Source organism: Leptospira hartskeerlii (genome assembly GCF_002811475.1).
Lineage (GTDB): Bacteria > Spirochaetota > Leptospiria > Leptospirales > Leptospiraceae > Leptospira_B > Leptospira_B hartskeerlii.
This window is the reverse complement of sequence record NZ_NPDL01000004.1, coordinates 1-26156: the sequence shown is the minus strand read 5'-3', so window position 1 is coordinate 26156 and position 26156 is coordinate 1. Positions and strand designations below refer to the sequence as shown.

The window sequence follows — 26156 nt, the reverse complement described above, 5'->3', positions numbered from 1 at the left end:
GCTTTTAGGATTCGGAAGCAGCTGAGAATAAGGTTTTAAGACCTTTTCCGATGATTTCCGACCTATTTCAAAACTCCAGAAAACCCTTTATTTATTTAGGAGAAGGTTTTTCTGCTGAGGGGCACCTAGTTTTAACGGAGCCGAATGAGATTCTTACTACTAACCGACGAAGTGAAGCAAGGAAATTCCTCTTAGAAATTCAGAACAAGGTCTCCCAAGGATTTCACGCCGCCGGTTGGATCTCCTACGAAGCCGGCGATTTATTTTTAAACCCTGACAATATGGAAGAAGTTTCGGAAGATCCTCTCTTTTGGTTCGGAATTTTTTCTGAGCCAAAGACGTTGAGCCCCACTGAAATTTCGGAATGGGAATTTAAATTTAAGGACAAAGGTTATTCTGCGGAAATCAGACCTGGGATGGATCTCAAAGAATATGAAGAGAACTTTCGTAAGATCCGGAATTTTCTCTACATGGGAGATATTTACCAGGTGAATTTTACATTCCCACTGGAAATCGAGTTAGAAGGTTCTCTTGGGAGGCTGTTTTTCGAACTCAGAAAAAAACAACCGGTACCGTACGAAGCCTGGATACACACTGGAAATTCCGTCCCGAAACAAAGAGACATTCTTTCATTTTCTCCTGAACTATTTTGGGAAAGAAAATCCAGTCAGATCAGAACTGTTCCGATGAAAGGAACTAGACCCAGAGGAAAAGATCCTGCAGAAGATCAAAAATATAAATCGGAACTTTCCGGTTCAGAGAAAGATAGAGCAGAAAATTTGATGATTACCGATCTTCTCCGCAACGATTTAGGAAGGATCTCTTTGCCTGGTTCCGTAGGGGTTTCTAAACTTTTCTCCATCGAAGAATATCCAACAGTTTTCCAAATGACTAGCGAAGTGCATTCCGAACTTTCTTCAGATATAAAATGGACCGATATTTTAGATGCGTTGTTCCCTGGAGGTTCTATTACCGGAGCTCCTAAAAAAAGATCCTCAGAGATCATACATAGTTTAGAAAAAAAAAGAGGAGTTTATACGGGGGGAATATTCTATCTGTCTCCTCAAAAGGAAATTTCTTCCATCGCGATCCGAACTCTTGAATTTTCACAAGATCCTTCCGGCAAAAATAAAGGAAGAATGGGAGTCGGTTCCGGAATTACGATCGGTTCCGATCCGAATGCAGAATGGGAAGAATGTTGGTCCAAAGCAAAGTTTTTGAATGATATAAAAGAGAACTTTCACTTGTTCACAACTACGATCTGCAAAAGAAAAAAGATCTATTTTTTGAAAGATCATAAAGCTAGAATGAAAACATCCGCAAAAGAACTAGGATTCGTTTGGAAAGAAGATGGTTGGGAATCCGTTGTCGGTGAAGTTGCAGGCAAAATTACTTCCGACAAAAAGTATAGAGTGAAAATTATTCTTCTTCGCAGCGGAGATTTTCAATCGGAAGTTTCCGAATTTCATTCGGGCCCTAAAGAAGGGAAGGTTCTGTTCAGCGGAACTTCTACCAATAAAAAAAATCGGTTCTTTTATCATAAGACTAATATCAGAGAAATTTTTTCAGAAGAATATGAATCTGCGGTTTCTAAAGGTTATTTGGACAGGATCTATACAAACACGGATGGTTATCTGACAGAAGGAGCCATTCATTCTATCTTTCTTCTTTTAGATAAAGAATGGATCACACCTCCTCTAGAAGAAGGAATTTTACCCGGAGTGGCTCGTAAACAATGGCTCCGAAAACTAAAAGCAAAAGAAAAGAAAATTTCTAAACAAGATCTGAACCTTGCTTCTAAGATCATCTTGGTAAATTCTCTCAGAGGAGTTAGAAAAGTTTCCGGGGTAGATTTCGAATGAGAAGTTTTTTAGGACTGGCTCTTCCGGATTCTATAAAATCGGATCTGGAAAAAATCTGTTTTGGATTGGAGGAGATCCGTTGGGTTTCTCCCGAAAATTTTCATACTACCTTGGTATTCCTTGGCGAGTTGAAGCCTGAAGAGTTAGAAAAGGTTTCTGAGATCTGCAGCCAAGTTTATGAAAAAAGTTTTTCTTTGGAGATTAAGGGTGTAGGCTTCTTTGGGAATAAATTTCCGGAAATTCTATATGTAGGAATTACACTTTCGGAAGAACTCAAAAAACTTCAAAAAGTTTTAGAATCTACCCTCAGAAGGGAAGGGTTTTCCATCGATAAAAGGGACTATAGACCTCATATAACGATAGGAAGATTCAAAAGAACTCCTGAAAAACGTATGGATCTTTATTTGAATGAATTCTCCCAATTCCAAACTGACATAGTTCCTGTGTCGGAATTCCATCTATTTTCTAGTCGCAGCGGAGCGAACGGTCAGATATACTCGGTCGAAGAATCATATCCTCTTCTCTTGGAATAAATGGAAAACCCCAGACAAAATCAGTATTCTCCTATCAGGGACTTTTCCGATTTTTTTGCGGATCCTAGACATTCTGCGGAAGAGGTAGTAGGTATCGGCGGTGATTTAAAACCGGATCGCCTTCTATATGCTTATACCCGAGGGATCTTTCCCTGGGCCGATAAACCTTTACTTTGGTTTTCTTTGGATCCGAGGGCTATCTTTGACCTCAATGTTCTTCATATTAGTTCCAGGGTTCACAGAAGAATTCGCCAAAAAAAATTCACAGTCACATTTAACCGTGCATTTGAACAAGTTATGCGTTGCTGTGCATTCAGAACGGAAGAGCAAACTTGGATAACGGAGAACTTTCTACAAGGTTTTACCAACTTTCATAAGGAAGGTTATGCTCATAGTGTCGAAGTCTGGGACGAAAATGGACGGTTAGGTGGGGGAGTGTATGGTGTGGCCATCGGTAAATTTTTTGCCGGAGAGTCCATGTTCTCCTTTTTACCTGATTTCGGGAAGATCGGGCTCTACTTTCTATTTGAAGCGTTGAAGAAGGACGGCTTCACATTATTCGATACCCAACAGATGAATCCGGTTACTTTGAACCTGGGAGCGTATGAGATCCCGAAATATAAATTTTTGGACCGTCTGTCACTCGCTGTAGCAATCCCGAACAAATGGGTCCCTCCCGTGGATGAAATCTGATTTTTATGTAAAATGGATTTGATTTGCCTCGCATAATAATAAAATTACGACACAAATCAAAGTTTCTATAGGAAGATCTAATGAACCTATTCAAAAAAATTCTTGTTACCCTTCTTGTGTCTGCAATCGCTCTTTTCGGTTTCACCGGAGTAAGCGCACAAGAGACTACCGGCGATGCTCCTGCAAAGACTGAAGATGCTGGTGCTCCTAAAGCTGAGAAAAAAGAGAAGAAAGCTAAGAAGAAAAAAGCTAAGAAAAAACATCACAAGCACCATAAGAAGGATGCCAAAAAAGGAAAAGAAGAAGGAACCAAGTCTGACTCTACTCCTGCTCCTGCTGAAGAAGGCGCTGGCGAAGAACAACAGTAATATTTTTTCCTTTCAAACTCCGTTCGAGGTTCAATCGAGCGGAGTTTTCTCTTTTTACTCTCTTCCTCTTCGATTTTGCACTGCACCTACGCCTTGAGTTCTTCTAAAATTTAGTTGACGGGTCGTCTTCTCACATTAACGTAAACGCGCTTTATTGCTATAAGCGTAATATACCCTTTCTTCAAAGGAATAACTCCAATGTACAAGAATTTAGCAGACATGTACCTTAAGGCCGCCGAGTCTTTTGGGGACAGACCGGCGTTTTGGTCGAAGGATGAAAATAAAGAATATCAATCGACCAGCTTTAAACAATTAGTAGATCTAGGTCTCTCTTTGTCCGAGGCTTTAATAGATTTAGGTGTGAAGGCCCGCGAGCATATCGGAGTGTTAGCGGATAACCGTTTGGAATGGATCATCGTAGATGCAGGAGTTCTACTCTCAGGTTGTGCTAACGTTCCTCGAGGAACTGACGTAACCGATTCTGAGATGGAATATATCTTAACTCACTCCGAAGCTTCTGTTGTTTTCTTAGAAAACGATAAGATGTATGAGAAGTTCATTAAGAATAAATCCAAACTGAAAGGCGTGGAAACCGTCATCATCATGGATAAGGATAGCAAAACAAAAGCTAAAGGCGTTTTGCATCTTTACGATCTGATCGCAACTGGAAAAGAGTTAAGAGCTAAAGGCGGACACAAGACTGAAAAGAGGATCGAAGGTATCAAGCCTGATGATCTATTCACTCTGATCTATACTTCTGGAACAACAGGAATGCCAAAAGGAGTTATGCTCATGCACTCCAACATGGTCCACCAAATGGAATATGTTGTTCCTTTAATTCTGAAAAAATCCCTTCTTCGTGAAGACGATAGTATGTTGTCAATTCTACCTGTATGGCATATCTTCGAAAGAGTGGTGGAATATTCTGCGATCTCTCTCGGGATTTCCACTTTCTATACTAAGGTTGCCGATCTAAGAAATGACCTGGCAAAAGCCAGACCTTCTTTCATGGCTTCAGCTCCAAGGGTTTGGGAAAGTATCTATACCGGGATTTACAATAAGATCAACGATCCTAAACAGACTCCTCCAGTTCGTAAATTCCTCTTCAATACCGCGTATCTGTTCTCTAAGAACTTTAACGCAGGGATCCGTTTCTTAACCGGAAAAGAAGTGGATTACGAAAACCGAAATATCTTCCAATCTCTTGCGCTTGCGATCAAAGCTATCGGTCAAGTGATCCTGTTTGGGCCATTCACTGTTTCTTTGATCAGTGCAGTGGGATATTCTTATATCAAGATGTACAAGCCTGAGTTAGCGTTCTTGGCGCCGGTCTTGCTTACTATCGCGATTTTAGGGCTTATCTTTAACTTCAAGACTCTGGACACGATCGTTCTTTCCAAGATCCGCCAAGCTACCGGTGGACGTTTGAGAGGAACATTATCCGGAGGTGGAGCTTTACAACGCCACGTGGATAATTTCTTCAACGATATTGGGCTCCTAGTATTGGAAGGTTACGGAATGACTGAAAGTGCTCCTGTGATCTCGGTTCGTCATTACGATCATCCGATCATCGGTTCCGTAGGATATATCGTTCCTAAAACGGAACTTCAGTTGAGAGACGATCACGGAAACGTCCTAACTCATATCAACGATCAAAGACAACTTCTTGCTGGTAAGTTAGGAGTAAAAGGGATCGTTCATATCAAAGGGCCTCAAGTGATGAAAGGATATTACAAAAATCCTGAAGTTACTAAAAAGACCATTGTAGATGGATGGTTGAACACCGGAGATATCGGGTTCATTAACTACAAACATACTCTAACACTTACAGGAAGAGCGAAAGAAACCGTTGTATTGTTAGGTGGGGAAAACGTTGAGCCGGTTCCGATAGAAAACCGTATGGACGAGTCTCCTTATATCAAACAATCCATGGTATTCGGTCAGGACCAAAAAGTTTTAGGAGCAATTATTGTTCCGGATCTGGAAGTTCTACAACCTTGGTTAGCTCAGAACGGCATCCAAGCTAAGGACATCAAGGATCTGATCGACAATCCTAAAGTGATCGATTTCTTTAAGAAAGAAATCAGAGAATACAATAGTACTAAACACGGATTCAAATCTTTTGAATTGATCCAACATATAGTGATCGCTCAAAAACCTTTTGAGATAGGCGACGAATTAACAAACCTACTCAAAATGAAAAGGCACGTGATTACTGAAAAGTACCAAAAGAGAATCGATAAAGTTTATAAATAAAAACTTAGATTCTAATCGATGTATTAAAAAATCCCTCGGGTTTGTTTCCGGGGGATTTTTTTTAATCTAACTTATAAATCCTCGGAAATATCTCTTCACCTAAAGATAAAACCGCGGGATCATGCATCGTTAAAATTTTAGTTCCGCTTGAAGACACAACGGAAACATAGTCTAAAAATTCCTTATTATTGGAAAGGGAGAAGGTCCCCTCCGAAGAAAGTCCCTGGCCTTGTTTGCAAAATTCTACCCAATAACATTCATCTCCGGTGATTAGAAATTTTTTCCCGGGAGAGGCCAACCATTCTATGGCAATCGAGCCTTGAGTATGTCCTCTAGTTAATAAGATCCGAAAGTTTTGGAAAACTTCCAGACTGGAATTTACAAATTGGACTTTTCCTGATCTTTCTTTGGCTAATAGCCTTAAACTTGCGTATTGATTTGTCTTTTTAAGTGAATTCCAATCTTCCGGCGTAACATAAATTTTTGCATTTGGAAAAAGACCAATTCCCCCAGAATGATCCAAATGAAAATGAGTGAGAATTATCTCTCCAATCATTCCAGGTTTGATCCCTGCAGACCCTAAAATTTTATCCGGAGAGATCCAATTATGGACTGTGATCTCGGGAGTAGATATTGAAGAAGTTCCGGTATCGATTAAAATATAACGTTTTTCTAATTTTATCAAATAGAATAAAAATGCGATCTCGGATTCCCCTTCCTCTTTGTCTGAATTTGTGAGTCGATTCGGGTAGAATGATTTCCCAAGTAGGATCGCATACAGTCCATTCTGCAATTCAGTAGGAGACACCGAACCTGAAATTTGGGGACTTGGATTTTTGATTTTTGGGGAAGAAGATATTCCGCAATAGACCGATAAAACGGAGACAAGTAGAATAAAAATTTTCAAAATAGAAGCACCAACTGATCTACTTTTTCTTGATTTCCTGACTAGCTCAACGGATTTTTAGTCTAACTATTAAATCTACGGGGACGAATTAGGTTTCGACTGTTGTAGTTAAGATGTGGTGGCATGTAGGGGTGAGGGGCCTCTTAAAAACCTTCAAAACATTAAACGCTAACAACGAATTAGCACTAGCAGCTTAATCGCTACTACGGAAGAAAAGCTTACTCTCCCGGTGGTTTTTCTTCTGCCTTAAACGGGAGACTTTTTAGATCGGTTTTCGGTTCACGATTTAGAGAGTATTTGGATCGGATAGGAAGGACACGCCTGCTTATGGGCTAAGGCCTTTCGAGATTTAAAACATAAGACAAACATGTAGAGGCCCCATTGAGGCACAATAGGACCCGGGTTCGAACCCCGGCGTCTCCATTGAAATTTTTCAAATAAAATCTAAGGGGTTCGAAGCGTAACGCCGAACCCCCTCCCACTTCTCTATTTTAATCCATCCAAAAAGGCACTTACTCTTTTCTCATACTCATTTGGGTTTACATCCCGAGCAGTACCATGTTCTCCTTTTTCCGGAAACCAAATTTCCTTTGGTCCTTTATAAAGATTCGCTAAGTCCTGGCTTTGTTGAAAAGAAACAACCTGATCTTCTTTACTATGAATGAATAGGATTGGCACATAGTTAACGTTTGCTAAAGAACTCGCTGGACTTGGAATCGTTTCGAACTTTCCTCTGAATTGAGTGAGTTTAATCAGAATATAAGAAAACAAAGCAGGAATGTCTTTCGTTGTACCGGGAAATTCCATAATTAATCTTTCGAAATTATACATTGGATTCTCTGCAATCACCCCGGAAAGTTTAGGCATCTCGGGCAAAGAGATCAGAATGGAAGAAGCTCCAACGGAGCTTCCTAACGCGTAGATCTTATCATATCTTTCTGAAAGATAACGATATACAGACAGTACATCTTTGGATTCTCTATAACCGTAACTCAGTCCAGGTATTGTGCAGCTTGCTTCTCCATGGCAACCGAAATCGAAACTAAAAACATCTAATCCGCTTTTCAGAAAGAATCGGATATGTTTTGTCATTTCTCTTTTATCACTTCCTCCGCCGTGAACTAAAAAAATCACACCTTTAGATTTTCCTTTTCCATTTTCGAGTGTGCTTACTTTCCAAGCTGGAAGATCAAATCCATTTGAAGAAGGTATCTTGAGTTCTTCGAATTTGAACTCATTAGAATTTCTTAAATTTCCACAAAATGGTCCCCAATGTTTTTCCGTTTCCGAATTACATGCGGAGAAGTCCTGATTATCTCTCCAAACAGGAAATAATAACTGATTGCTTGCGGACCAAATCCCAAAACTCACAAATATCGGAACAAGTAGAAGAATGATCGAGATAGACCATAATAAGATACGTTTCATAAAACCTCTTTTGCTACTTATATATCAAACGAGGTTTTGGAAATTGGACAAAGGGTTGGGATTTTTACTTAGGAAAAACCTTTTTTCCCAGCTCTATCCCTAATCGAACGTTTTCCTGGAGTAGATTTGCATTTGTGGTCATTCTTCCTGCAGGAAGAGTTTTTTCAGGGGCTATAATTTCAAAGCGGATCCCTTTAGGTGGATCATTCAGTATTTCCATGGCTCGGTTATAACGATGGTATCTTTGTTCTATAAAAGCTTTTCCCATTTCCGGGAATTTAGGAAACGCCAAACTTCCCAGCAGCGGACTTGTAGGAGCAAGTCTAAAATCCATTGGTTTTGTGAGAATAACTGTAATATCCTTATAACCTGCGGATAATACTGCTTCGACCGGGATAGGATCTAAAACTCCGCCGTCTGTATACTTTGAATTTTCCAATAAACCGTATCCTTTGGTTGCAATCGGCAAAGAGGTTGCAGCTTTTAAAAGTGGAAAAAGATTTTGATAAGTAGCTCTTATATATTCCGGTTGCAATGTTCTGAAATTACTAACAACAATATAGAACGGCACTGTCTTCTTTTGTTTCAGAACTTCAGCCTTAATCGGAACCTTCTCTTGGAATATATGATCTATTAGATAATCTTGATCTAATATTCTTTTTCCTCTAAACAGATTCCAAAAAGAGATGAGATGATTTCCTGCTAATTCTTTTCTCCAAATATCCAGCGCCCTTTCAATATCTTCAGCAGAAGGATTTGGTTCAGTAACATAATACGCAGAAGAACAAGAACCGGAAGAAACTGCAACAATCAGATCGAATTTACTCGGAGGATAAGTAGGAGCCATGGAAGAAAGTACTCCGCCTGCGAAGGAACCTCTCATTCCTCCGCCTTCTATAATGAGCGCTTTTCCTTTTTTCTTTTTTGTAAACTTAGGTAAAAATGACATTTGGGTTATTTAGAATTATTAGGACGTTTTCTGTACCAAAGCCAGACAATCACTACGAGACTGATCAAGGCTCCTAAAAACTCTCTTCCGAGTTCGATATATGGTTTTTCGTCAGTCATCTTTGCAGTGATCAGATTTTCGTTCCCTGATCTTAACCAATCAAAAAATCCATCAACTGTAGCTGCGATCTCAATTCCCGCCATACCGATGATAATATACAACAAAGGAAGTTTATCCTTATCGAACGCGGCAAGTATACATGCCAAAGAAGAAGTAAAATATAAAAGCATCCAATGAAGTGGATCAGGATCGTTGTACTGAACTGCACCCGCGAAAATGAAATAAGCGGCTAAAAGAAGAGAAATTATTTTGAAGATCATAATTTTGCACCGTTGAACACCAATTTATAAGCCAGGGTTTCTTCATTGATCCAGCTTTGGTTGAATTTTACTCTTTTTACTTTCCAACCTTTTTCTGTCATCAAGTGACGGAGTTGTTTGTCTCTAAAGACTGCTTCCGAGAATACTACTTCTCCGCCATCTGCGATTGCTTGTAACTTTGCCGCGAAGTTGACCGTATTCCCAAAATAGTCTATATTGCTATTCAGGTTCACTGCTAAACAAGGCCCTGTATGTAGACTGATACGAATTCGGATCGGAGTCTCAGTATTTTCTTCCGAAAAAAATTCTTGGAGCCTAACGGAAGCTTCTACCGCCGCAGTTGGAGAAGGGAAGGCAGCCATCACTGCGTCTCCAATCGTTTTGACAACGGCTCCTTGGAATTCTCTCACTACTTTATAAACTTCAACGAAATGATATCGGACTTCCGAGAATGCGCCGGAGTCTCCTTTGTTGTAATAGAATTTTGTAGATCCCACAATGTCCGTGAACAAGATCGTCTGCATTCCAATATCTAATTGCAGGTCTGTAGAAAGGGCTTCTTGGGAGAATAGATCCCTGAAGTCTTGGAAATTGAATAAGTCAGTAGGCCTAAGGCAATCTTGGTCTTCTTTTCTTTCTTCGATCACAAAACCTTTTCTGGACGAAGAAAGATTTTCTAAAATTAGATTAGGATGATCCGCGATCTCTATCTGCTCCGGGGTCTCGCCTGTTTTCCAAACTAAGGTCTCATTTGGGACTTCTTCTTTAATTTCTAATAGAGAATAATTTTTTTCACCATTTACTCTGAGTCTATAAACGCCTGGAGAAAGTAGAAGTTTAGAATTATATGTTTCTCCCGAATCCAAATATTTTTGGAATCTGATATGGCTTTTGGTTGCAGGCTCTGCAGCGCAGAACATTCTCTTTTGCACTTCTCGAATAGAAGGATGTACGTGGAAAGTGATCTCGATCGAATTTAACTGATTTGCTTCGAATTGTATCTCGCAGACTTCGCAGGTATCTTTTGTAGGAAGATCTCCTAAATGTTGTGCTTCAGTTCTGACTCCTCTACAATGTGGGCATACCACATCCCAGCTCATTGTGAATAATCCCAATCTGCATCCGTGTAAAAATACGAGCAGCAATTCTTTTTCGGAAATTTTCCAAGCCTTGGATAATGCTTTGATACGTATCCGATAAAGATCGGATTCATCTGCGTCCAAAATATAATTTAAAACTTTATCAACTAGTTCTCTGGGTTGGCCTTCTCTGATATATCCAACTCTAATCTGTTGCATTCTCGCAGGAAAGACAGGATTTTTTTCTGATCTTGTTTCTTTGATTATGCTTAACGCGCTTGGTCCCAACCAACTATAAGATCTCGTTTTGATTACATCTTCTACTACGCCTTTTAGGCCTTTAATATATGCTTTTTCAAGTTGGACCATTCCGATCTTTAAGAGAGTTTTTCCGAGCCAACCTTTAGGGATCCAACCGAAGTAAACGAATAGTCTTGTGGAATCTTCTCCTAATGGATAAACAAGATATCTAACTCTTACATAGTGAGCGAACCCTTTGGAATAGATACGTGCATTATTGAGTTGTTTGCAGTATTCCCACTCCCAGGGAACTTCTTCCCATTCGGAAGGGATGCCTGCATTTTTGGACTTTCCGAAAAGGCGTCCGTTGATCTCCTGAAATTTCATCTCAGGAATATCTATCCTTTTATTAAAAGAAGAAGTGTCTATGAGCCAAGGCCATACTTCTTGGGGAGAGACATCTAGATCGAATTTCCAAAGTTTTTCAATTGGCTCTCCTAAAGAGGTCCATTTTTCCTCCCATGGAAATTTTTCTAAATAGGTCTGAAGGTCCAAGGTATTCGGATCCAACATGTCAGTATAATCGATGGGATCAATCGTTTGCATCGGCTTCTCCAGAGAGGTTGATGGGATAATAGAAAAAAATTCCCACCTCTCTTAGATTATCTTTTCGGCAGTTTTGCAAAAAGAAAAGTGGAATAACCTTATGGGTAAAGATTTCATTTTTTCCAAATTCGGAGCCAAATTTCGTAACCAAACAGGGATCGGCCAATTGATGGAGGACCTTGGCAATCTTGCTCCCGGGGTCTCCATGTTGGGTGGTGGAAGCCCTTCTTTAATCCCGGAAGTGGAAGAAGTTTGGAGAAAGATCTTAAGCAAATTCTCTGAGTCAGGTGCATGGGATTCCATATTGGGAAAGTATGAAACTCCCACAGGCAAAGAGGAAACTTTAGAAACACTTGCTTCTTTATTAAGTTCCGAAACCGGAAACTCTATTTCCAAAGATCAGATTGCGATCACTAACGGTTCCCAAAACGCATTTTATCTTTTACTAAATTTCTATTCCGGAAGATTTGAAGACGGAAGTTTCAAAAAAATATTCTTACCGATTTTACCGGAATACATTGGCTACTTGGATCAACCGATTGATCCGGATTCATTTTCTTATTCTTTAGGCAAAGAAGTTGCTACTTCAGAAGATGGATTTCGTTACGAGTTGGATCCTTCTTCTTTTGATAGTGTAAAAGAAGATCTAGGATGTGTGGTTTTGTCCCGACCTACAAATCCAACCGGAAGAGTTGCGAAGAAAGAAGAATTAGAACAGATACTTAAGTTTGCGAGAAGTAGAAATATTCCATTCTTATTAGATAACGCATATGGATTTCCTTTTCCAGGGATCGTTTTTTCGGATGAAAAATTATTTCATTCGGAAGGAATGATCCAAAGTTTCAGTTTTTCTAAAATAGGTTTGCCTGGTGTCAGAACAGGTTTTGTTTTAGGAGATCCTGAAATTATAAAAGCATTAAATAAAGCGAATGCAGTTCTGAACTTGGCCGGAGGAAATTTAGGCCAATACATTGCTTTGGAATTCGTAAGATCGGGAGAATGGCTTAAACTTTCTCGAGACATAGTAAAACCTTACTATCTCAAAAAAAGGGAACTTGCTATTTCATCCATCCGTAAAGAATGGAACGGCAAGTTGAATTATAAGATCCATGAAAGCGAAGGAGCCTTCTTTCTTTGGGTCAAATTTACGGGACTTCGCAAAAAAATTTCTGAAATATATCCCCTAATGAAAGAAAAAGGGGTCATTATAGTCCCAGGTAAATATTTCTTTCCGGTTACTAAAAGTGGAGATAATTACGGTGAGGATTCTGTCCGTATTAGTTTTGCCAGAGAAGATTCGGAAATCCAAGAAGGAATACGAAAAATAGGCGAAATTCTAAGTACTAATACGGATTAATTCGATCTAATTTCAGCCAATACTGAGCGGAATAAAATTGTTTCATTCTCCCTTTCTTTTATAGATCTTGGTTGGAAGGAAACGATAGAAAATTTCCTTACTCGGATTGTTGTTCCGATACGGTGCAAAACATGGAAACCTTGGAGCAGGAAATATCCTTTGAGGAGCTAGCTTCCAGTCAAAACAAGGCCCCCGATCTGGAGGCCCTGGCACCGGATTACATCTTCTTAAACGATGGAGCCGTTGGACTTTCTGCTACCGCTCGTTGCATTCTGGACGAGCTTCGCGACTGGCATAAAAAGACCGAAAAACACGGCTCTAAAAGTGTTCATCCTTCGTACCTTCTCACCCTGGACAAGCTAGGGGAACTTCTAAACAAATACAGGAACCTAAGCGAGCAAGCAAAGTCCCCACCTTCCGTCGATATGGCTCTTCGCCAATTGATGGATATCGAAAAGAAAGGAAGAAACAAATCCGCTTTGATCTACCCATTCTTGGTCCGAAACGGGAACAAGGTTATAGCTCGGATCTCAATCGCTTCTCCACAAAAAGAAGCTAAGACCGACGTTACTCCTTTTAGAAAGGCATGTTTTTCTTTTTCGGAAGAAACGATAGATCTTATCTTAAATAATAGAGCAAAGAAGCCGAGAGCTTTGGAAGAAGATCGTCCGGGTGCAATGCTTCTTCATAAAAACAAAAGCGGACAGATTTGGTTATATCCTAAACTTGCTTCCTTACAATCGGAGATGGCAAGTCTTCTCAGAAGAGGCTTCCAACCTTATAGTTATATTCCGATGAATGATTTCCTTGCCGACTTTGCAAATTACGCAAAGAACAAAGGTGCGGTAGTAGAGATCCTTCCGGATTATCATTTGATCTTGGATGATCTTCAACTCAATCCGGATGGGACTTATGTAAACCAACCGGAAGTGATCGCGCATTATAGAGCTCAAAGTGATGCTCTAGAGGTATTCGCTCTTACTTATCTCAAGCAACTTGCAGAAAGAGCAGGATATAATTTGTTCAAAGCTCGGATCCAGGACTTTGAGACTTTTCATGGAAATGCTGAGCCTGGTAAAAAACAAAACAGCGAAAAGATAGAAGCACTCATTCAACTTGTAGAAGATTTTCCTTTCGATAAAGAAAAAGATGATCTAGGAAAAAGAGTCGCTGAGACCTGCCAACAATCCGTTCGAGTTATCCGAAAACTGATTCAAGAAAAAGCTCTATTGAGTGAGCGAAAGATTGAAGGCGCATTCAAAAGTTTGAAGAACCGTCTGGATATACAGGCAAAGGAACATTCTCAAAACAATCTTACTCTTTATAGATTCATACCTGAAAAACGTCTGGATGCAGTGGGCATCACTGATCCTGAACTTGTTTCCAAATATACGAATGAGATCGTTGCAGATCTAAAAACCAAATTCGGTTTGAAAGAAACCAAAAGAGAAGATGGGACTACCGAAGTATATGTGGTCGACCCAGGATACATGGCGGCGGTTTTGCATAAGTTAACTGCTGACGCCAAAGTAAGCCCAGCTGCCGAAAAAGAACTTACGATAGCGAAAGAGATCCATGCATCCTTAGTTAGTTCCAAGAATCCTGCTTTGAATTCTATGCTCAAAGCGGATTACATAGTAAAACTGCAACAAGACGCCGCTCTCATGGAAAGAGAAGTAGAAGATCGCCAGAAGAGCGAGGCACTCGCTAAGAAGGTAAATCTTTCCATGGGGCTATTGGGTTTTGTAGGGACAATGCTCTTCTTCCTAATCGCGAGTGTTCATTTTAATGCAGCAGGCGTGATCTTGGTCGGACTTCCTGTCGCTCTTGTGATCGGTGGACTACTTGCAGTATTCTTTAGAGATAAAGAAAAATCCGATATTGGTCCAGGTGGAGTTCCTAAGTCTTCCGGCGGCGGGGGATTTGCTGCGAGTTATTCCGGAATTTCAACGGTTAGCGATTATTATCCTAGCAGTGACGACGACGATGCAGACGAACATTTTGGAAAGGCAGAAAGCCCTAAAGAAAAGAAAGTAAGTTTGATAGCAAAAGGCGCAGAACGTTTTGTATTCCCGAATAGATTCACTAAGATCCAGGATAAGATCCACGATTCTAAATCAATGCGCAAAAAGATCTGGGACAATATAGATAATATCCGCCAATCAGTAGCTCATCTTAGAACTGAATCAGACGATGATAAAGTAGCATCCACAGTTGAATACGCACTTCTTCAAAACTCAGCTACAATCGCGATACCGGATGAAATTGTTCCGGTCGGAATGCCAAGCACAATCATTCTAAGCCATACCGACTTAAAAGCTCCTTTAATCAGAGATCAAATTTCTGAGTTCTTAAGGAACGAAGCCCAAAAGAAAAAATACGATAAAAAACTCGTTAAATATTATACTTTCTTAATTAATACGATAGAAGTAGAATATTATAAATATCTTCCTAGCCGTAAAAAGAAATAGGAAAATCCTATGCCCGAACTTCCGGATCTGGTAGTCATTCGAGAACGTCTTTTAAAAGAACTTCCAGGTGAAATAATCCAAGAGATAGAGATCTTAGATCCTCTTGTTGTTCGTAACCTAAGCGGCGGAAAATCGGAAACTTCGTTTATTGGTTCTACTTTCGAAACATTGGAGAGAACCGGACCTTTTCTGAATTTTAAATTCGGTCCCAGAAATATTATCATCCATCCGATGCTTGCCGGTCGTTTCTCCTTAGATCCAAAATATAAAAAGAAGGATCTCGCAGTTCGGATCAAATTCCAAAATAAGATCCTGAACTATGCAGACGACGTTCATATGGGAAAGGTATATTTTACGGAACCTGAATACTTCTCCCAAATCCCAAAGTTTTCTGATCAAGGAGTTGATCTTCTTTCCGAAAACTTTACCCAAGAAGAATTTTTAAAAAGAATGGAGAAGAATCGACAGCAAACCCGTGTTTTTCTTATGGACCAGACTAAACTCAGTGCTATCGGAAATGCATACGCAGACGAGATTCTTTTCAATTCTAAGATCCATCCCAAAACTCCTTGTAACAAACTTTCGGAAGAAGAGAAGATCCAACTCTATCATAGCATCAAATCCGTCTTAAACGACTCTATAGATTATATCCGCAAAAAACAGGCTCCTCTGGATTTTAAGGTTCGAGAGCATGTGAAAGTCAGGAATCGGAAGAATGAACCATGTCCACGTTGTGGAACCACGATCCGCAGAGCGAATGTTTTGGGTCACGATTCCTTCTTCTGTCCCAATTGCCAGAGAGTGCCCGGAGAACAGTTCATAGATTGGAACAAAACCCTCTGAACCTAAAATAAATCGCGCTTGACAGTACAAGCAAATTTTTCAGACTGTCCTTAGATTCTCGGTGATTATAGAGAGAGGGCCACACCCGTTCCCATCCCGAACACGGAAGTTAAGCCTCTCATCGCTGATGGTACTGCATGGTTCGCTGTGTGGGAGAGTAGGACGTTGCCGGGTTGCCATTATTTATTCCATTATATTTAATAGTAATAATCCGTTAAAAGAAACGGATTGACCCTTGGTTCTCCGGAAAAAATGTAAACCGGTAAGACCGAGCTAGGGTCTTAAAACGCAATCTTAGAGAATACAGGGAACCATATGAGAAGAACATACCAACCCAGCCGGATTAAACGTGCCCGTACCCACGGATTCCGCGCCAGAATGGCGACCGCCGGCGGAAGAAAAACCCTTTCCCGCAGAAGAGCTAAAGGCCGTTACAAGTTAACCGTTTCTGACGAAAGAACTGGTAAAAAATTCTAACGAACCCATATAGAAGAGACACTTACATCTAAGAAGGATATCCGGGAACTTTTTGCTTCCGGAAAACGGGTAACCAATCCTCCTCTCACGGTGATTTATCGGGGAAATGGCCTGGAACAAAACAGGTTTTTATACTGCCCCGAACGTTCGGTCGGAAAGGCTGTTCGTAGAAACCGGATACGGAGAAGATTAAGAGCCGCCGTGGCCGAAACGGCAGGCTTTTTTCCAAAGGGTTTCGATATCGCGATACTTGCGAAACCGAGCCTATTCGAAAAAGATTATACCGAACTTCTGGCTTGTTTGGGTCTATTAGCTCGTAGATTAAAATGAACCGACTAGCCATCTTTTTGATCCGAATTTATAAACGTTGGATCTCACCTATTCTTCCGCCTTCCTGCAGATTTCATCCTAGCTGTTCCGAATATGCAATGCAGGCTTTCCAAGAATACGATTTCTTGTCGGCGACTTATTTAAGCACAAAACGAATTTTAAAATGTAATCCACTTTTCGCCGCAGGCGAAGACCCTTTACCACCCAACCCTAGAAGGAATTAGGAATGGAAGATAGACAAAACAGACTTTTTCTCGCGTTAATTTTATCCATGGGAGTTTGGTTTTTAGTAACCTATTACTTCAACCCAGAATCAGGAAAACCGAAACTGCAACAGAAGACAGAACAAACTCCTGTTTCTGAAAATAAGGAAAACGTAAAACAGGAAACTAAGGCCGAACCTAAACCTGTCGCAACTGCTACGAATCCTAAGGATGTAAAAACTTTTACATTCAAAACGGAAGCACACGTAGTCGTTCTTTCCAGCTTAGGGGGAAGGATCGAAAAATTCTACATCCGAAACTACAAGGATATAGAAGGAACCGAGATCAATATCACCAGAGCGGACTTCGAAGATATTGAAGTGGAAGGCGAGAAGATCAAGGCGATCGAACTTTCCAGAGGAAAAGGTTTCGACTTCAACTTCTCGCATAAAAAAGAAGATGTAGCCACTTCAGAATGGAATCATCTGAATTTTAAAGCGGAAGAAAACAAAGAAGATCAAAGTATTACATTCACTGCTGCAGAGAAAGGTGTTCTTCTTAAGAAAGTATTTAGATTTTTCCCTCACGAAAATTATTTCAAAACAGAGATTTCTATCACCAACATCGGAAAAGAAAAACTCTATTTTGGAAATCGTGAAAAGCCTGCATACCTGAGAACTTTCGGAAGTTTGGGTCCTATTCCTTTAAACAGAGAGGCAAATCCTCAGGAACTTTCCAAATTCTTCCGTGTGTATAGAATGGATGGAAGCGAGAAAGACTTTGCCGACGGCGGAGACGCTTGGGGATTCTGGGAAGGAATTCGTAACTTCATCTTTGGGCATCCGAACGGAAACGAATTTTATAAAGAAGTTTGGAGCAGCGGAGAAGGTGTGGACTATATCGGTTCCGGTAGCCGTTACTTCTTAGCCGCAACGGACACTTTAAATTATCCTGCAGAAGGAATTCTTTTAGATAACAGAAAGAAAAACGAAACAGGAACTATCTTAGCATATTCTAATATTTCTTTAGAGCCCGGAAAAGAAGAAACTCTAGACTTCGCAAACTATGTTGGAATTAGAGAATGGGATGGGATGTTATTTAGAGATCCTAAATTGGATCCGTTTAAAAATCCTAAGTCTACTTTCGCAGGAATAAGCGCCGACCTGAACAAATCTTTCAACCAAGGTGTGTTCACTCCGATCCGAAACGGTATCGTTTGGTTCTTGCAACAATCTTATAAATACACGATCCCAAGCTACGGTTTCGGTATTCTACTCTTTGCATTGGTATTCAAATTAGTTTTCTATCCTCTGAACCAAAAACAGGCAGAGGCGATGAAGAAGATGAGCGCACTTTCTCCTGAACTTAAAAAGTTAAACGAGAAGTATGCTAACGATCCTGCAAAAAAACAAGAGAAGATGCTGGAGTTATACAAAAAGCATAACATGAATCCACTCTCTCAATTGGGTGGATGTCTTCCGATGCTGATCCAACTTCCTATCTTCTTCGCATTGTATGTTGCGTTTGCGGATACGATCGATCTTTGGAAATCTCCATTCCTTTGGATCTCCGATTTGAGTGAGCCGGATTTTATCTGGACTTCTCCGGCAATTCCTTATCTTTCCGCAACCGGACTTTCTATTAACTTATTGGTATTATTGATGGTCGGAACTCAGTTCCTTTCTATGAAGCTGACTTCAGTGCAGACCGACCCGAACCAAAAAATGATGATGTATTTAATGCCTGTTATGATGGTGTTCTTCCTTTGGAGTATGCCATCCGGACTGACATTGTATTGGACTGTGACTAACATCCTTTCCATTGCTCAACAGTGGGTAACCAATATTCGTAAGAAAGACGAAACCCCTGTAAAAGTGTGAATTCATATATCGAGGATACGATATGGAAAACTATATTTTCGAAGCCGAAGGAAAAACAAAAGCCGAGGCTGAAGAGATCGCGTTAGAAACCTTAAGATTAGAACCCGGAGACATTCGTTTCGAAACTGTCGAATCCGGTAAGTCTGGATTTTTAGGTTTAACACAAAAAAAACCGGCAGTAGTTCGAGCATTCGTTTCGAACTTTGATATTCCGGCTGAAAAGATCATCCATGGAGTAGTGCTTACACTTCTCCGCAAGATGGGAGTAGAAGCGGAAGTAGTCGGAATGGGAGACGTGGATGGAAAGATCTATATAGAACTTACCAGCCGCGAATCCGGACTGATTATCGGAAAGAGAGGAGCTACTTTGGATGCTCTTCAATTTTTGGTAAACTTGATGGTGGATTCTAAGATCCGTCACGGTCGTAAGATCGTTCTGGATACCGAATCTTACAGAGACAAAAGAGAGTTGTCCTTGATCAGATTGAGCAAGTCAGTAGCTTCTTCTGTAGCAAAATCTGGTAAGTCCAAATTACTTGAGCCAATGAATCCTTTCGAAAGAAGGATTGTTCACATGGCTCTGCAAGAGAACGAAAAAGTTTTCACCAGATCGGAAGGAAATGGAACTTATAAAAAAGTTCGCATCATTCCGATGAAGGACAAACACAAGTACAAAGACGTCGTCGAAAAAAGTCCAAACGGGGACTTACTCGAGGAAGTAAACGACTACTGATCAGTCGTGGCTGATACGATAGCGGCTATCTCCACAGCTTCCGGGGCGGGTGCCATTGGCATTCTTCGGTTATCCGGACCGGAAGCACTTCCTATCGCCTATAGGCATTTATCTTTTTTTGAGGGAGCCTTTCCTCTTTCTTCTATCAAACCTCGTAACGCATATACATGTCGTTTTGTAGATGGGGAGAAAAAATTAGACCAAGTAGTTTTTATCTATTTCGCAGGACCGAATTCTTTTACTGGAGAAGATCTATGTGAGATACATACTCACGGAAATCCGATCTTACTTAGGGAAGCCTTAGAGTGTTTGTTTCGTTCCGGAGCAAGACCGGCTAAACAAGGCGAGTTTACTAAAAGAGCATTCATAAACGGTAAAATAGATTTAAACGAAGCGGAAGCTATCGGAAGAATTATAGGCGCCCGTTCCAGATTTGAATTGGAGCTGGCCCAAAAAAACGCATTCGGAGAAATTTCCAGACTCGCTTCGAATTTAAGAAGCCAGCTGATCTCACTCAAAGCGGAATGCGAAGCGGAGATCGATTTCTCTACAGAAGATCTTACTTTCGAATCCTTAGAAGAAAGAAAAAAAAGAATTCGTTCTATTTCGGATATTTGTTCCAACCTTCTAAAGAGATCCAGCGAGACTGAAACTCTTTTGGAAAGAAGTAGAGTCGTATTGTATGGAGAACCGAATACAGGTAAGTCTAGTTTGATGAACCTGATCTTAGGAAGAGATCGTTCTATTATCTCGGAAATTCCCGGAACAACTCGAGATTATATTAGTGAGGACTTTTTACTTTCTGGAGTTCCTATTCGACTTATAGATACCGCAGGTGTCAGAGAAACTAGAGATAAGATCGAGAAGATGGGAATTGAAAGAAGTGAGAAAGAATTCTCCCAAGCAGACGTAAGACTTTTCGTGATAGATGTCTCTCAAAAGAACGATTGGAACAAATTTGCAGAAGAGAACAGATCTAAGCTGGAAGGCGCAATAGTAGCGGCAAATAAATCGGATATAAGGGACCCAAGCTGGGATCCTCAATATATCTTAAAGAAAAATTACCCTGGAACAGTCTTAGTCGAAGTTTCCTGCAAATCTAGACAAGGTCTGGATACTCTGGTCTCCGAAGTTTCTGTTAAACTACAAGGTTTAGAAAGTTCAGAAGATTATGTCCTTTTGGAAGAAAGGAACAGATTTCATTTTTCTTCTATCACTCGAAGCCTGGAAAACTGTCTGACTTTAATGGAAGAAGGGGCCCCGGCTGAGATTTACATCAAAGAAATAGATTCCGCATTGGAACAAATCGGAGAAGTAAATGGAAGAGTGGACACGGAAGAAATTTTAGGAAGAATTTTTAGTAAATTCTGCGTTGGGAAATAAGCTCTTTCAGAAATATAATAGAACCTAGGCCCGATTGTCGAAAAATTGGTTTTATCGTTATGAGAGAAAAATCCCTCGAATATCATTCCCTTCATCCAAAGGGTAAAATACAAGTTGTTCCAACAAAGCCGACTAGAGATTCATTCGACTTATCCTTAGCATACTCACCGGGAGTTGCTTATCCTTGTCTGGAAATTAAAGAAAATCCGGATCTGGTGTACGAATACACCAACAAAGGGAATCTGGTTGGAATTATCACTAACGGAACCGCAATCTTAGGTTTGGGAGATATCGGACCTTCCGCAGGAAAACCTGTGATGGAAGGTAAGGCTGTACTTTTCAAAAAATTCGCAGGGATAGACGTTTTTGACATAGAAGTAGACGCCAAAAATCCGGATGATTTTATCAAAGCAGTCAAAATGCTCGAGCCTACTTTCGGTGGGATCAACCTAGAAGATATCAAGGCTCCCGAAAGTTTTTATATAGAAGAAGAACTCATCAAAGCAATGAATATCCCTGTTTTCCATGACGACCAACATGGAACTGCGATCATTACTGTTGCCGGATTATTGAATGCGTTCGAGATTAACAAAAAACGTCCGAGCGATGTGAAGATGGTTGTTTGTGGTGCGGGGGCTGCCGGCATTGCGATCACTGAATTAGTCCAACATATCGGTATTCGAAAAGAACATATCTTCTTGGTGGATACAAAAGGTGTGATCCACACTGAAAGAACCGATCTAAATTCTACCAAACAAAAATACGCTCAGAAGACAAGCGCCCGAACTCTCGCGGACGTTATGCAGGATGCGGATATTTTTGTGGGAGTTTCGGCAGCAAATATGGTGACAGAAGACATGGTAAAATCCATGTCTCCGAACGCAGTCATCTTTGCTTTGGCAAATCCGGATCCTGAAATTCCATACTCAGTCGCTAAAAAGGTTCGTCCTGATATCATTATGGGAACCGGAAGAAGCGATATGCCGAACCAGGTGAATAACGTATTAGGTTTCCCATTCATTTTCAGAGGGGCCTTAGACGTAAGAGCAAAACATATCACCTTAGAAATGAAATTGGCCGCTGCTAGAGCTTTGTCGGAACTCGCTAGGATGGAAGTTCCGGATGCGGTCAGCCTTGCTTATGGTGGAGAAAAATTCGTATTCGGTCCTGATTATCTGATCCCGAAACCTTTTGATCAAAGGGTATTGTATCATGTAGCTCCGGCAGTTGCGGAAGCAGCAGTCCAAAGTGGAACTGCGAGAAGACCATATCCTGGGCGAGAAAATTACATTTCTTTCCTAGAAGGTTTGATGAGGTCCTAACACCTCTTTCCGGAAACTTTGGAATTTGGCGTCTAAACCCTTAGAACTTGCTCAAGAAAGCATGTATTTGTTTCCGAAAATATTAATACTAGCTCGGCTCTAACAAAAAGCCAAATCAAGATCGGAGCAAAAGGGAAGAATTTATGCCCGAAATGGAAAGTAATTCCACGCCCCCGGCTTCGAATTCGCTCTCGGAAGATGGCGTCATTCCGGTAGATCGTATCGATCTGATCCCGGAAGAGGAACTTCGTAACCTTCTTCTCCAAACAACTCCTAAAGCGATGAGGGATTTGGATATGATCGAGAAGGGAGTGGAGAACTTCTTTCTATTCAATTATTCTCCCTTTGCTCTCGCAAAATTCGAACAGTTACAATTTTTAAAACCTTCAGATCTAAAATACTTCGAAGATAAAAACGGATTCGTTCTATACCAATATCTATTCGTTTCAGAAGATACAAAAGAATTAGGATTGGCTAATGTTGCCATCCGTCCCGCTTCCAGAAAGGCTGACCAGATCCAAAAGATCAAGTCCGCTTGTTTGGCTCAATCGACGAGCGCGTTTTTACAATTCATTATCCGAAGAGATATAAATCTTGCGGATAGAAGGTCTGCTGGAGAGTTAAGAGACTGGGTTATACGACAATACCTGAACACTGATGAAAAAGGAAATCTTTTGGATTTCCAAGATCCTAGAAATCTTCCTTACTCAATGAGAAATGTTAAAACTCTTTCGGTGGAATCTTTTCTACAAAGGAATTTCAAGATCAGAGAAGATATACTGACTTCTTTAATTTCTCTTTTGAGTAAAAAGCCGAATGAGATTATTGCCTTCTTATCGCAGATCAAAGCGGTCCCGGACGCGTTACTTGCTTTAGAGAAAAGAGGAAATCGTCCTCCTTTATTAAGATTACATTTAGAATTTCATGTCATCCAACCTTCTTTGGAAGAACTTGTGGGTGAAACATCTTTAGATACTAAAAAACCGAATGCAAATGAAGAGACCGAGTTAGAGATCATTTTCGAACTATTCATCGGTTTATCTAGGAAGATCTTAATGTCACTTCTTCCTGGTGAACAATCTGGATGGATCAAAGCTTCCGGCATGGAGCAAGGTCCGGATTATCTAAGAGAATTATCCAAACACCCTGCATTTACTTCCGGAAAAACCTGGGAAGGTTCGGATATATTCTTACAAGCTTTTGAAGTGCTCTTAAGTTCCATGGATTCTCTTTCTAGTTTGAGAAAAGAGTCCCTGATCAATTTAGCCTTTAGTGATATAGTTATTCGGATTAGAGAATCCAAAGAGCCTCTTGTTGTGGACTTAGGTGCTTTAAAGATCAAAGACTCATCTATCCAAGCTGCAGGTCTTACTAAAACTGAAGTTTTGGATCAGGTGCTAGAGAGATTCAAAACAAGAAATGATATTCTCACCAGAGAAAAAGTGACAGGCGCAGGTCCAGGGATCGTAGCACTTGCTCTTGAAAATGTGGTTTCTTCTTTTTTAAATAATAAGGAAAGAAGGACCTCTATTCATGCTTTGATCCGTAAGAACGGACAACTAAAAGGAATTTATGCTTTTCTAAAGGATGTTGTGGAAGGTGTGGACTCCGATCTCGTGATAGACGAGCAGATCCGTCTTTCTAAGGCCATAGCAGACTGGGAAAAAGAGACCGAAAAACAAAGACTGAAAGCGATCCAAGACTCCAAATCTATCTTGGTAAAACTTTTGGAATGGATACTTGGTTTGTTTGGAGTAAATCTTTCTCCTTCTCCTAAAAAAGACATAGAGCCTGCTGACGAGTTCCAGCCTTCCAAACAAAGTAAGAAGTCTGCAAGCAACGGACCTTCTGCAGAGCCTGAAAAGGAAGCTCCTAAAAAGAAAAAGTCTTTGGGAGTATTAGTTGGTCCTAAGGAAAAATCCACTTTGATCCCTGCAAAGGTCCAGAAAGCGATAGATTACGTGGACCGTAAAAATAACGGAATTATCTGGCTGGATGAAGTAGTGAATGCTACTTCTTCTCCGGAATTCGGAAAAGACAAAGTAGCCGACCTTATGTATTATGACCAGAAGCGGAGATATATCGAGATTCGCTCCATGAATTCTATCCGGCATGTATTTATCCGGAAAGAGTTGGAATCCGATTCCGCCTGGTTGGATTCTACCTTGGAATATTTGGAGAATGTCACCGCCAAAAAACCGGAGTTTGCAGCCTTAGCGGATACTCTTCGCAAATTCCGAGACGAGTGATCGACCCCAAGTTCTGATTAGGACATTCGTTCCGATCCCGGAAAATCCAACCCGATCAATTCATTACTATTGAACGGAGGATTCATGAAAACTAGAATCGAAACCGACTCCATGGGAGAAATCCAGGTAGACGATTCCAAATATTGGGGTGCTCAAACCGAAAGATCTCTTCATCACTTTCATATCGGGAACGATCGTTTCCCAAGGGAAATGATCCGTGCTCTTGGAGTTCTTAAAAAATCAGCAGCAATCGTAAACGCTCAGCTTGGTCTTTTGACAGATGAGAAAAAAAATCTGATCGTTCAAGCGGCAGACGAAGTGATCTCCGGAAAATTGGACGAACATTTTCCTCTAAGCGTTTGGCAAACAGGTTCCGGAACCCAAACCAATATGAACTCCAACGAAGTGATCTCCAATCGTGCGATTGAGATTGCAGGCGGAGTAAAAGGTTCTAAAAAGCCGATCCATCCGAATGACGATGTGAATAAGGCCCAATCCTCTAATGATACTTTTCCAACAGCTATGCATATCGCCGCTGCGGAACAATTAGTGAATAAACTTCTACCTGCGTTAGAACAACTGAAGAATACTCTAAAGAAGAAGTCTGATGAGTTTAAAGATATCATCAAGATCGGAAGAACTCACTTACAGGATGCGACTCCTTTAACTCTTGGCCAAGAATTCTCCGGTTATGTAAAACAGCTAGAATACAATATTGAAAGAGTGAAGTCCGTTCTTCCTTCCGTATACAGATTAGCGTTAGGTGGAACTGCAGTAGGAACTGGATTAAACACTCATCCAGAGTTTGCTATAAAAGCTGCGGCTCAGATCTCTAAAGAAACAGGACTTCCATTTACTTCTGCGGAGAATAAATTCGAAGCATTGGCTGCTCACGATTCTTTGGTTGAGACTCACGGAGTTCTGAAAACAATCGCTGCTTCTTTTATGAAGATCGCAAATGACGTGAGATGGTTATCTTCCGGACCTAGATGCGGAATTGGTGAGATCTCTATTCCGGAGAATGAGCCGGGCTCTTCTATCATGCCTGGAAAAGTAAATCCTACTCAGTCAGAACAAATGACCATGGTTGCTTCTCAAGTGATCGCGAATGATGTTGCAGTGAATATTGGTGGTGCTTCTGGAAACTTCGAGTTGAACGTTTTCAAACCGCTGATCATTCATAATGTTCTGAACTCTATTCGTTTATTAGCGGACTCTGCAGTTTCTTTCGAAGAACATTGTGCGCGAGGGATCGAGCCTAATAAGGAAAATATCAAAGAACATTTGAAGAATAGTTTGATGCTTGTGACTGCGTTAAACCCGCATATCGGTTATGATAACGCGGCTAAGATCGCAAAGAATGCGCACAAGAAAGGAACTAGTCTGAAAGAATCCGGCATTGAACTTGGTTTATTGACGTCCGAACAATTCGACCAATGGGTTCTTCCTGAAAAAATGATCTCTCCGAGTGTGGATTGATCCAATCTGAAAGATCTAAAACCTAATTAGGTATAAAAAAAGGCAGTGTGAAAACACTGCCTTTTTAATTCGGATCGAAACCCTACAGATTATTGTTGCGGAGTTGCTTGAACAAACTTGAAGGTTAC

At 40.6% G+C, this 26156-nt stretch carries 22 protein-coding genes, 1 rRNA gene and 1 other RNA gene; 19 read left to right on the top strand and 5 right to left on the bottom strand.

The window, feature by feature from the left end; all coding sequences use genetic code 11:
* Window positions 1-50: 50 nt before the first annotated feature.
* The 5 genes from pabB (at window position 51) to CH352_RS07835 (ending at window position 5712) form a co-directional block, all read left to right on the top strand.
* Window positions 51-1862 carry an aminodeoxychorismate synthase component I gene (gene pabB / locus CH352_RS07855; protein ID WP_100704768.1) on the top strand — a complete coding sequence of 604 codons (1812 nt, stop codon included), beginning with the start codon at window positions 51-53 and terminating at the stop codon, window positions 1860-1862.
* The gene (thpR, locus tag CH352_RS07850; protein WP_100704767.1) at window positions 1859-2395 is read left to right on the top strand and encodes an RNA 2',3'-cyclic phosphodiesterase; all 537 of its coding nucleotides are present in this window, start codon (window positions 1859-1861) and stop codon (window positions 2393-2395) included. Before pabB ends, thpR begins: the two co-directional genes overlap by 4 nt.
* Window positions 2396-2428: 33 nt before the next feature.
* A complete protein-coding gene (gene aat, locus CH352_RS07845; RefSeq protein WP_165780136.1) occupies window positions 2429-3088 on the top strand; it encodes a leucyl/phenylalanyl-tRNA--protein transferase in 660 nt (219 codons plus the stop codon).
* An 80-nt stretch (window positions 3089-3168) separates the two neighbouring features.
* Window positions 3169-3456 (top strand): hypothetical protein, encoded by a 288-nt coding sequence (locus CH352_RS07840; RefSeq protein ID WP_100704765.1) that lies wholly within the window; start codon window positions 3169-3171, stop codon window positions 3454-3456.
* A gap of 198 nt (window positions 3457-3654) precedes the next feature.
* Window positions 3655-5712 carry an AMP-dependent synthetase/ligase gene (locus tag CH352_RS07835; RefSeq protein WP_100704764.1) on the top strand — a complete coding sequence of 686 codons (2058 nt, stop codon included), beginning with the start codon at window positions 3655-3657 and terminating at the stop codon, window positions 5710-5712.
* 61 nt (window positions 5713-5773) lie between these two features.
* Here CH352_RS07835 and CH352_RS07830 read toward each other — a convergent pair whose 3' ends face one another.
* Window positions 5774-6619: an MBL fold metallo-hydrolase gene (locus CH352_RS07830; RefSeq protein WP_100704763.1), complete on the bottom strand. Its 846-nt coding sequence runs from the start codon at window positions 6617-6619 to the stop codon at window positions 5774-5776.
* 79 nt (window positions 6620-6698) lie between these two features.
* On the opposite strand from CH352_RS07830, the gene ssrA reads away from it, so the two are divergent.
* Window positions 6699-7045, top strand: a transfer-messenger RNA (tmRNA) gene (gene ssrA, locus CH352_RS07825).
* A gap of 60 nt (window positions 7046-7105) precedes the next feature.
* On the opposite strand, the gene CH352_RS07820 is transcribed toward ssrA, so the two are convergent.
* The 4 genes from CH352_RS07820 to CH352_RS07805 form a co-directional block, all read right to left on the bottom strand.
* On the bottom strand, window positions 7106-8047 hold the full coding sequence (locus CH352_RS07820; RefSeq protein ID WP_100704762.1) for an alpha/beta hydrolase: 942 nt from the start codon (window positions 8045-8047) through the stop codon (window positions 7106-7108).
* Window positions 8048-8111: 64 nt separating this feature from the next.
* Window positions 8112-8996 carry a patatin-like phospholipase family protein gene (locus CH352_RS07815; protein ID WP_100704761.1) on the bottom strand — a complete coding sequence of 295 codons (885 nt, stop codon included), beginning with the start codon at window positions 8994-8996 and terminating at the stop codon, window positions 8112-8114.
* Between the two features lie 5 nt (window positions 8997-9001).
* On the bottom strand, window positions 9002-9376 hold the full coding sequence (locus CH352_RS07810; protein WP_100704760.1) for a transmembrane 220 family protein: 375 nt from the start codon (window positions 9374-9376) through the stop codon (window positions 9002-9004).
* Window positions 9373-11301 (bottom strand): adenylate/guanylate cyclase domain-containing protein, encoded by a 1929-nt coding sequence (locus CH352_RS07805; protein ID WP_100704759.1) that lies wholly within the window; start codon window positions 11299-11301, stop codon window positions 9373-9375. Before CH352_RS07805 ends, CH352_RS07810 begins: the two co-directional genes overlap by 4 nt.
* Window positions 11302-11401: 100 nt before the next feature.
* Here CH352_RS07805 and CH352_RS07800 point away from each other — a divergent pair, with 100 nt between their 5' ends.
* The 13 genes from CH352_RS07800 to fumC all read left to right on the top strand — a co-directional run bounded on the left by CH352_RS07800 (window position 11402) and on the right by fumC (window position 26028).
* Window positions 11402-12658: a pyridoxal phosphate-dependent aminotransferase gene (locus CH352_RS07800; protein WP_100704758.1), complete on the top strand. Its 1257-nt coding sequence runs from the start codon at window positions 11402-11404 to the stop codon at window positions 12656-12658.
* Window positions 12659-12789: 131 nt separating this feature from the next.
* On the top strand, window positions 12790-15129 hold the full coding sequence (locus CH352_RS07795; protein ID WP_100705260.1) for a hypothetical protein: 2340 nt from the start codon (window positions 12790-12792) through the stop codon (window positions 15127-15129).
* A gap of 9 nt (window positions 15130-15138) precedes the next feature.
* On the top strand, window positions 15139-15972 hold the full coding sequence (locus CH352_RS07790) for an Fpg/Nei family DNA glycosylase (RefSeq protein ID WP_100704757.1): 834 nt from the start codon (window positions 15139-15141) through the stop codon (window positions 15970-15972).
* Between the two features lie 57 nt (window positions 15973-16029).
* Window positions 16030-16146 (top strand): 5S ribosomal RNA (gene rrf, locus CH352_RS07785).
* A 141-nt stretch (window positions 16147-16287) separates the two neighbouring features.
* Window positions 16288-16449, top strand: coding sequence for a 50S ribosomal protein L34 (gene rpmH, locus CH352_RS07780; protein WP_100704756.1), 162 nt, complete (start codon window positions 16288-16290; stop codon window positions 16447-16449).
* A gap of 9 nt (window positions 16450-16458) precedes the next feature.
* Window positions 16459-16779, top strand: coding sequence for a ribonuclease P protein component (rnpA, locus tag CH352_RS07775; protein ID WP_100704755.1), 321 nt, complete (start codon window positions 16459-16461; stop codon window positions 16777-16779).
* Complete coding sequence (gene yidD, locus CH352_RS07770; protein WP_100704754.1) at window positions 16776-17003, top strand: membrane protein insertion efficiency factor YidD; 228 nt, start codon at window positions 16776-16778, stop codon at window positions 17001-17003. Before rnpA ends, yidD begins: the two co-directional genes overlap by 4 nt.
* Before the next feature lie 2 nt (window positions 17004-17005).
* Entirely contained in the window at window positions 17006-18862 is a 1857-nt protein-coding gene (gene yidC, locus CH352_RS07765) for a membrane protein insertase YidC (protein ID WP_100704753.1), read from the top strand.
* A gap of 22 nt (window positions 18863-18884) precedes the next feature.
* Window positions 18885-19595, top strand: a complete 711-nt coding sequence (gene jag / locus CH352_RS07760) for an RNA-binding cell elongation regulator Jag/EloR (RefSeq protein ID WP_100704752.1) — start codon at window positions 18885-18887, stop codon at window positions 19593-19595.
* A gap of 6 nt (window positions 19596-19601) precedes the next feature.
* Window positions 19602-20978: a tRNA uridine-5-carboxymethylaminomethyl(34) synthesis GTPase MnmE gene (gene mnmE, locus CH352_RS07755; protein ID WP_100704751.1), complete on the top strand. Its 1377-nt coding sequence runs from the start codon at window positions 19602-19604 to the stop codon at window positions 20976-20978.
* Window positions 20979-21037: 59 nt separating this feature from the next.
* Window positions 21038-22300 carry a malic enzyme-like NAD(P)-binding protein gene (locus tag CH352_RS07750; protein ID WP_100704750.1) on the top strand — a complete coding sequence of 421 codons (1263 nt, stop codon included), beginning with the start codon at window positions 21038-21040 and terminating at the stop codon, window positions 22298-22300.
* Between the two features lie 143 nt (window positions 22301-22443).
* Entirely contained in the window at window positions 22444-24549 is a 2106-nt protein-coding gene (locus CH352_RS07745) for a hypothetical protein (RefSeq protein WP_100704749.1), read from the top strand.
* 84 nt (window positions 24550-24633) lie between these two features.
* Window positions 24634-26028 carry a class II fumarate hydratase gene (gene fumC, locus CH352_RS07740; RefSeq protein ID WP_100705259.1) on the top strand — a complete coding sequence of 465 codons (1395 nt, stop codon included), beginning with the start codon at window positions 24634-24636 and terminating at the stop codon, window positions 26026-26028.
* Window positions 26029-26156 lie beyond the last annotated feature (128 nt).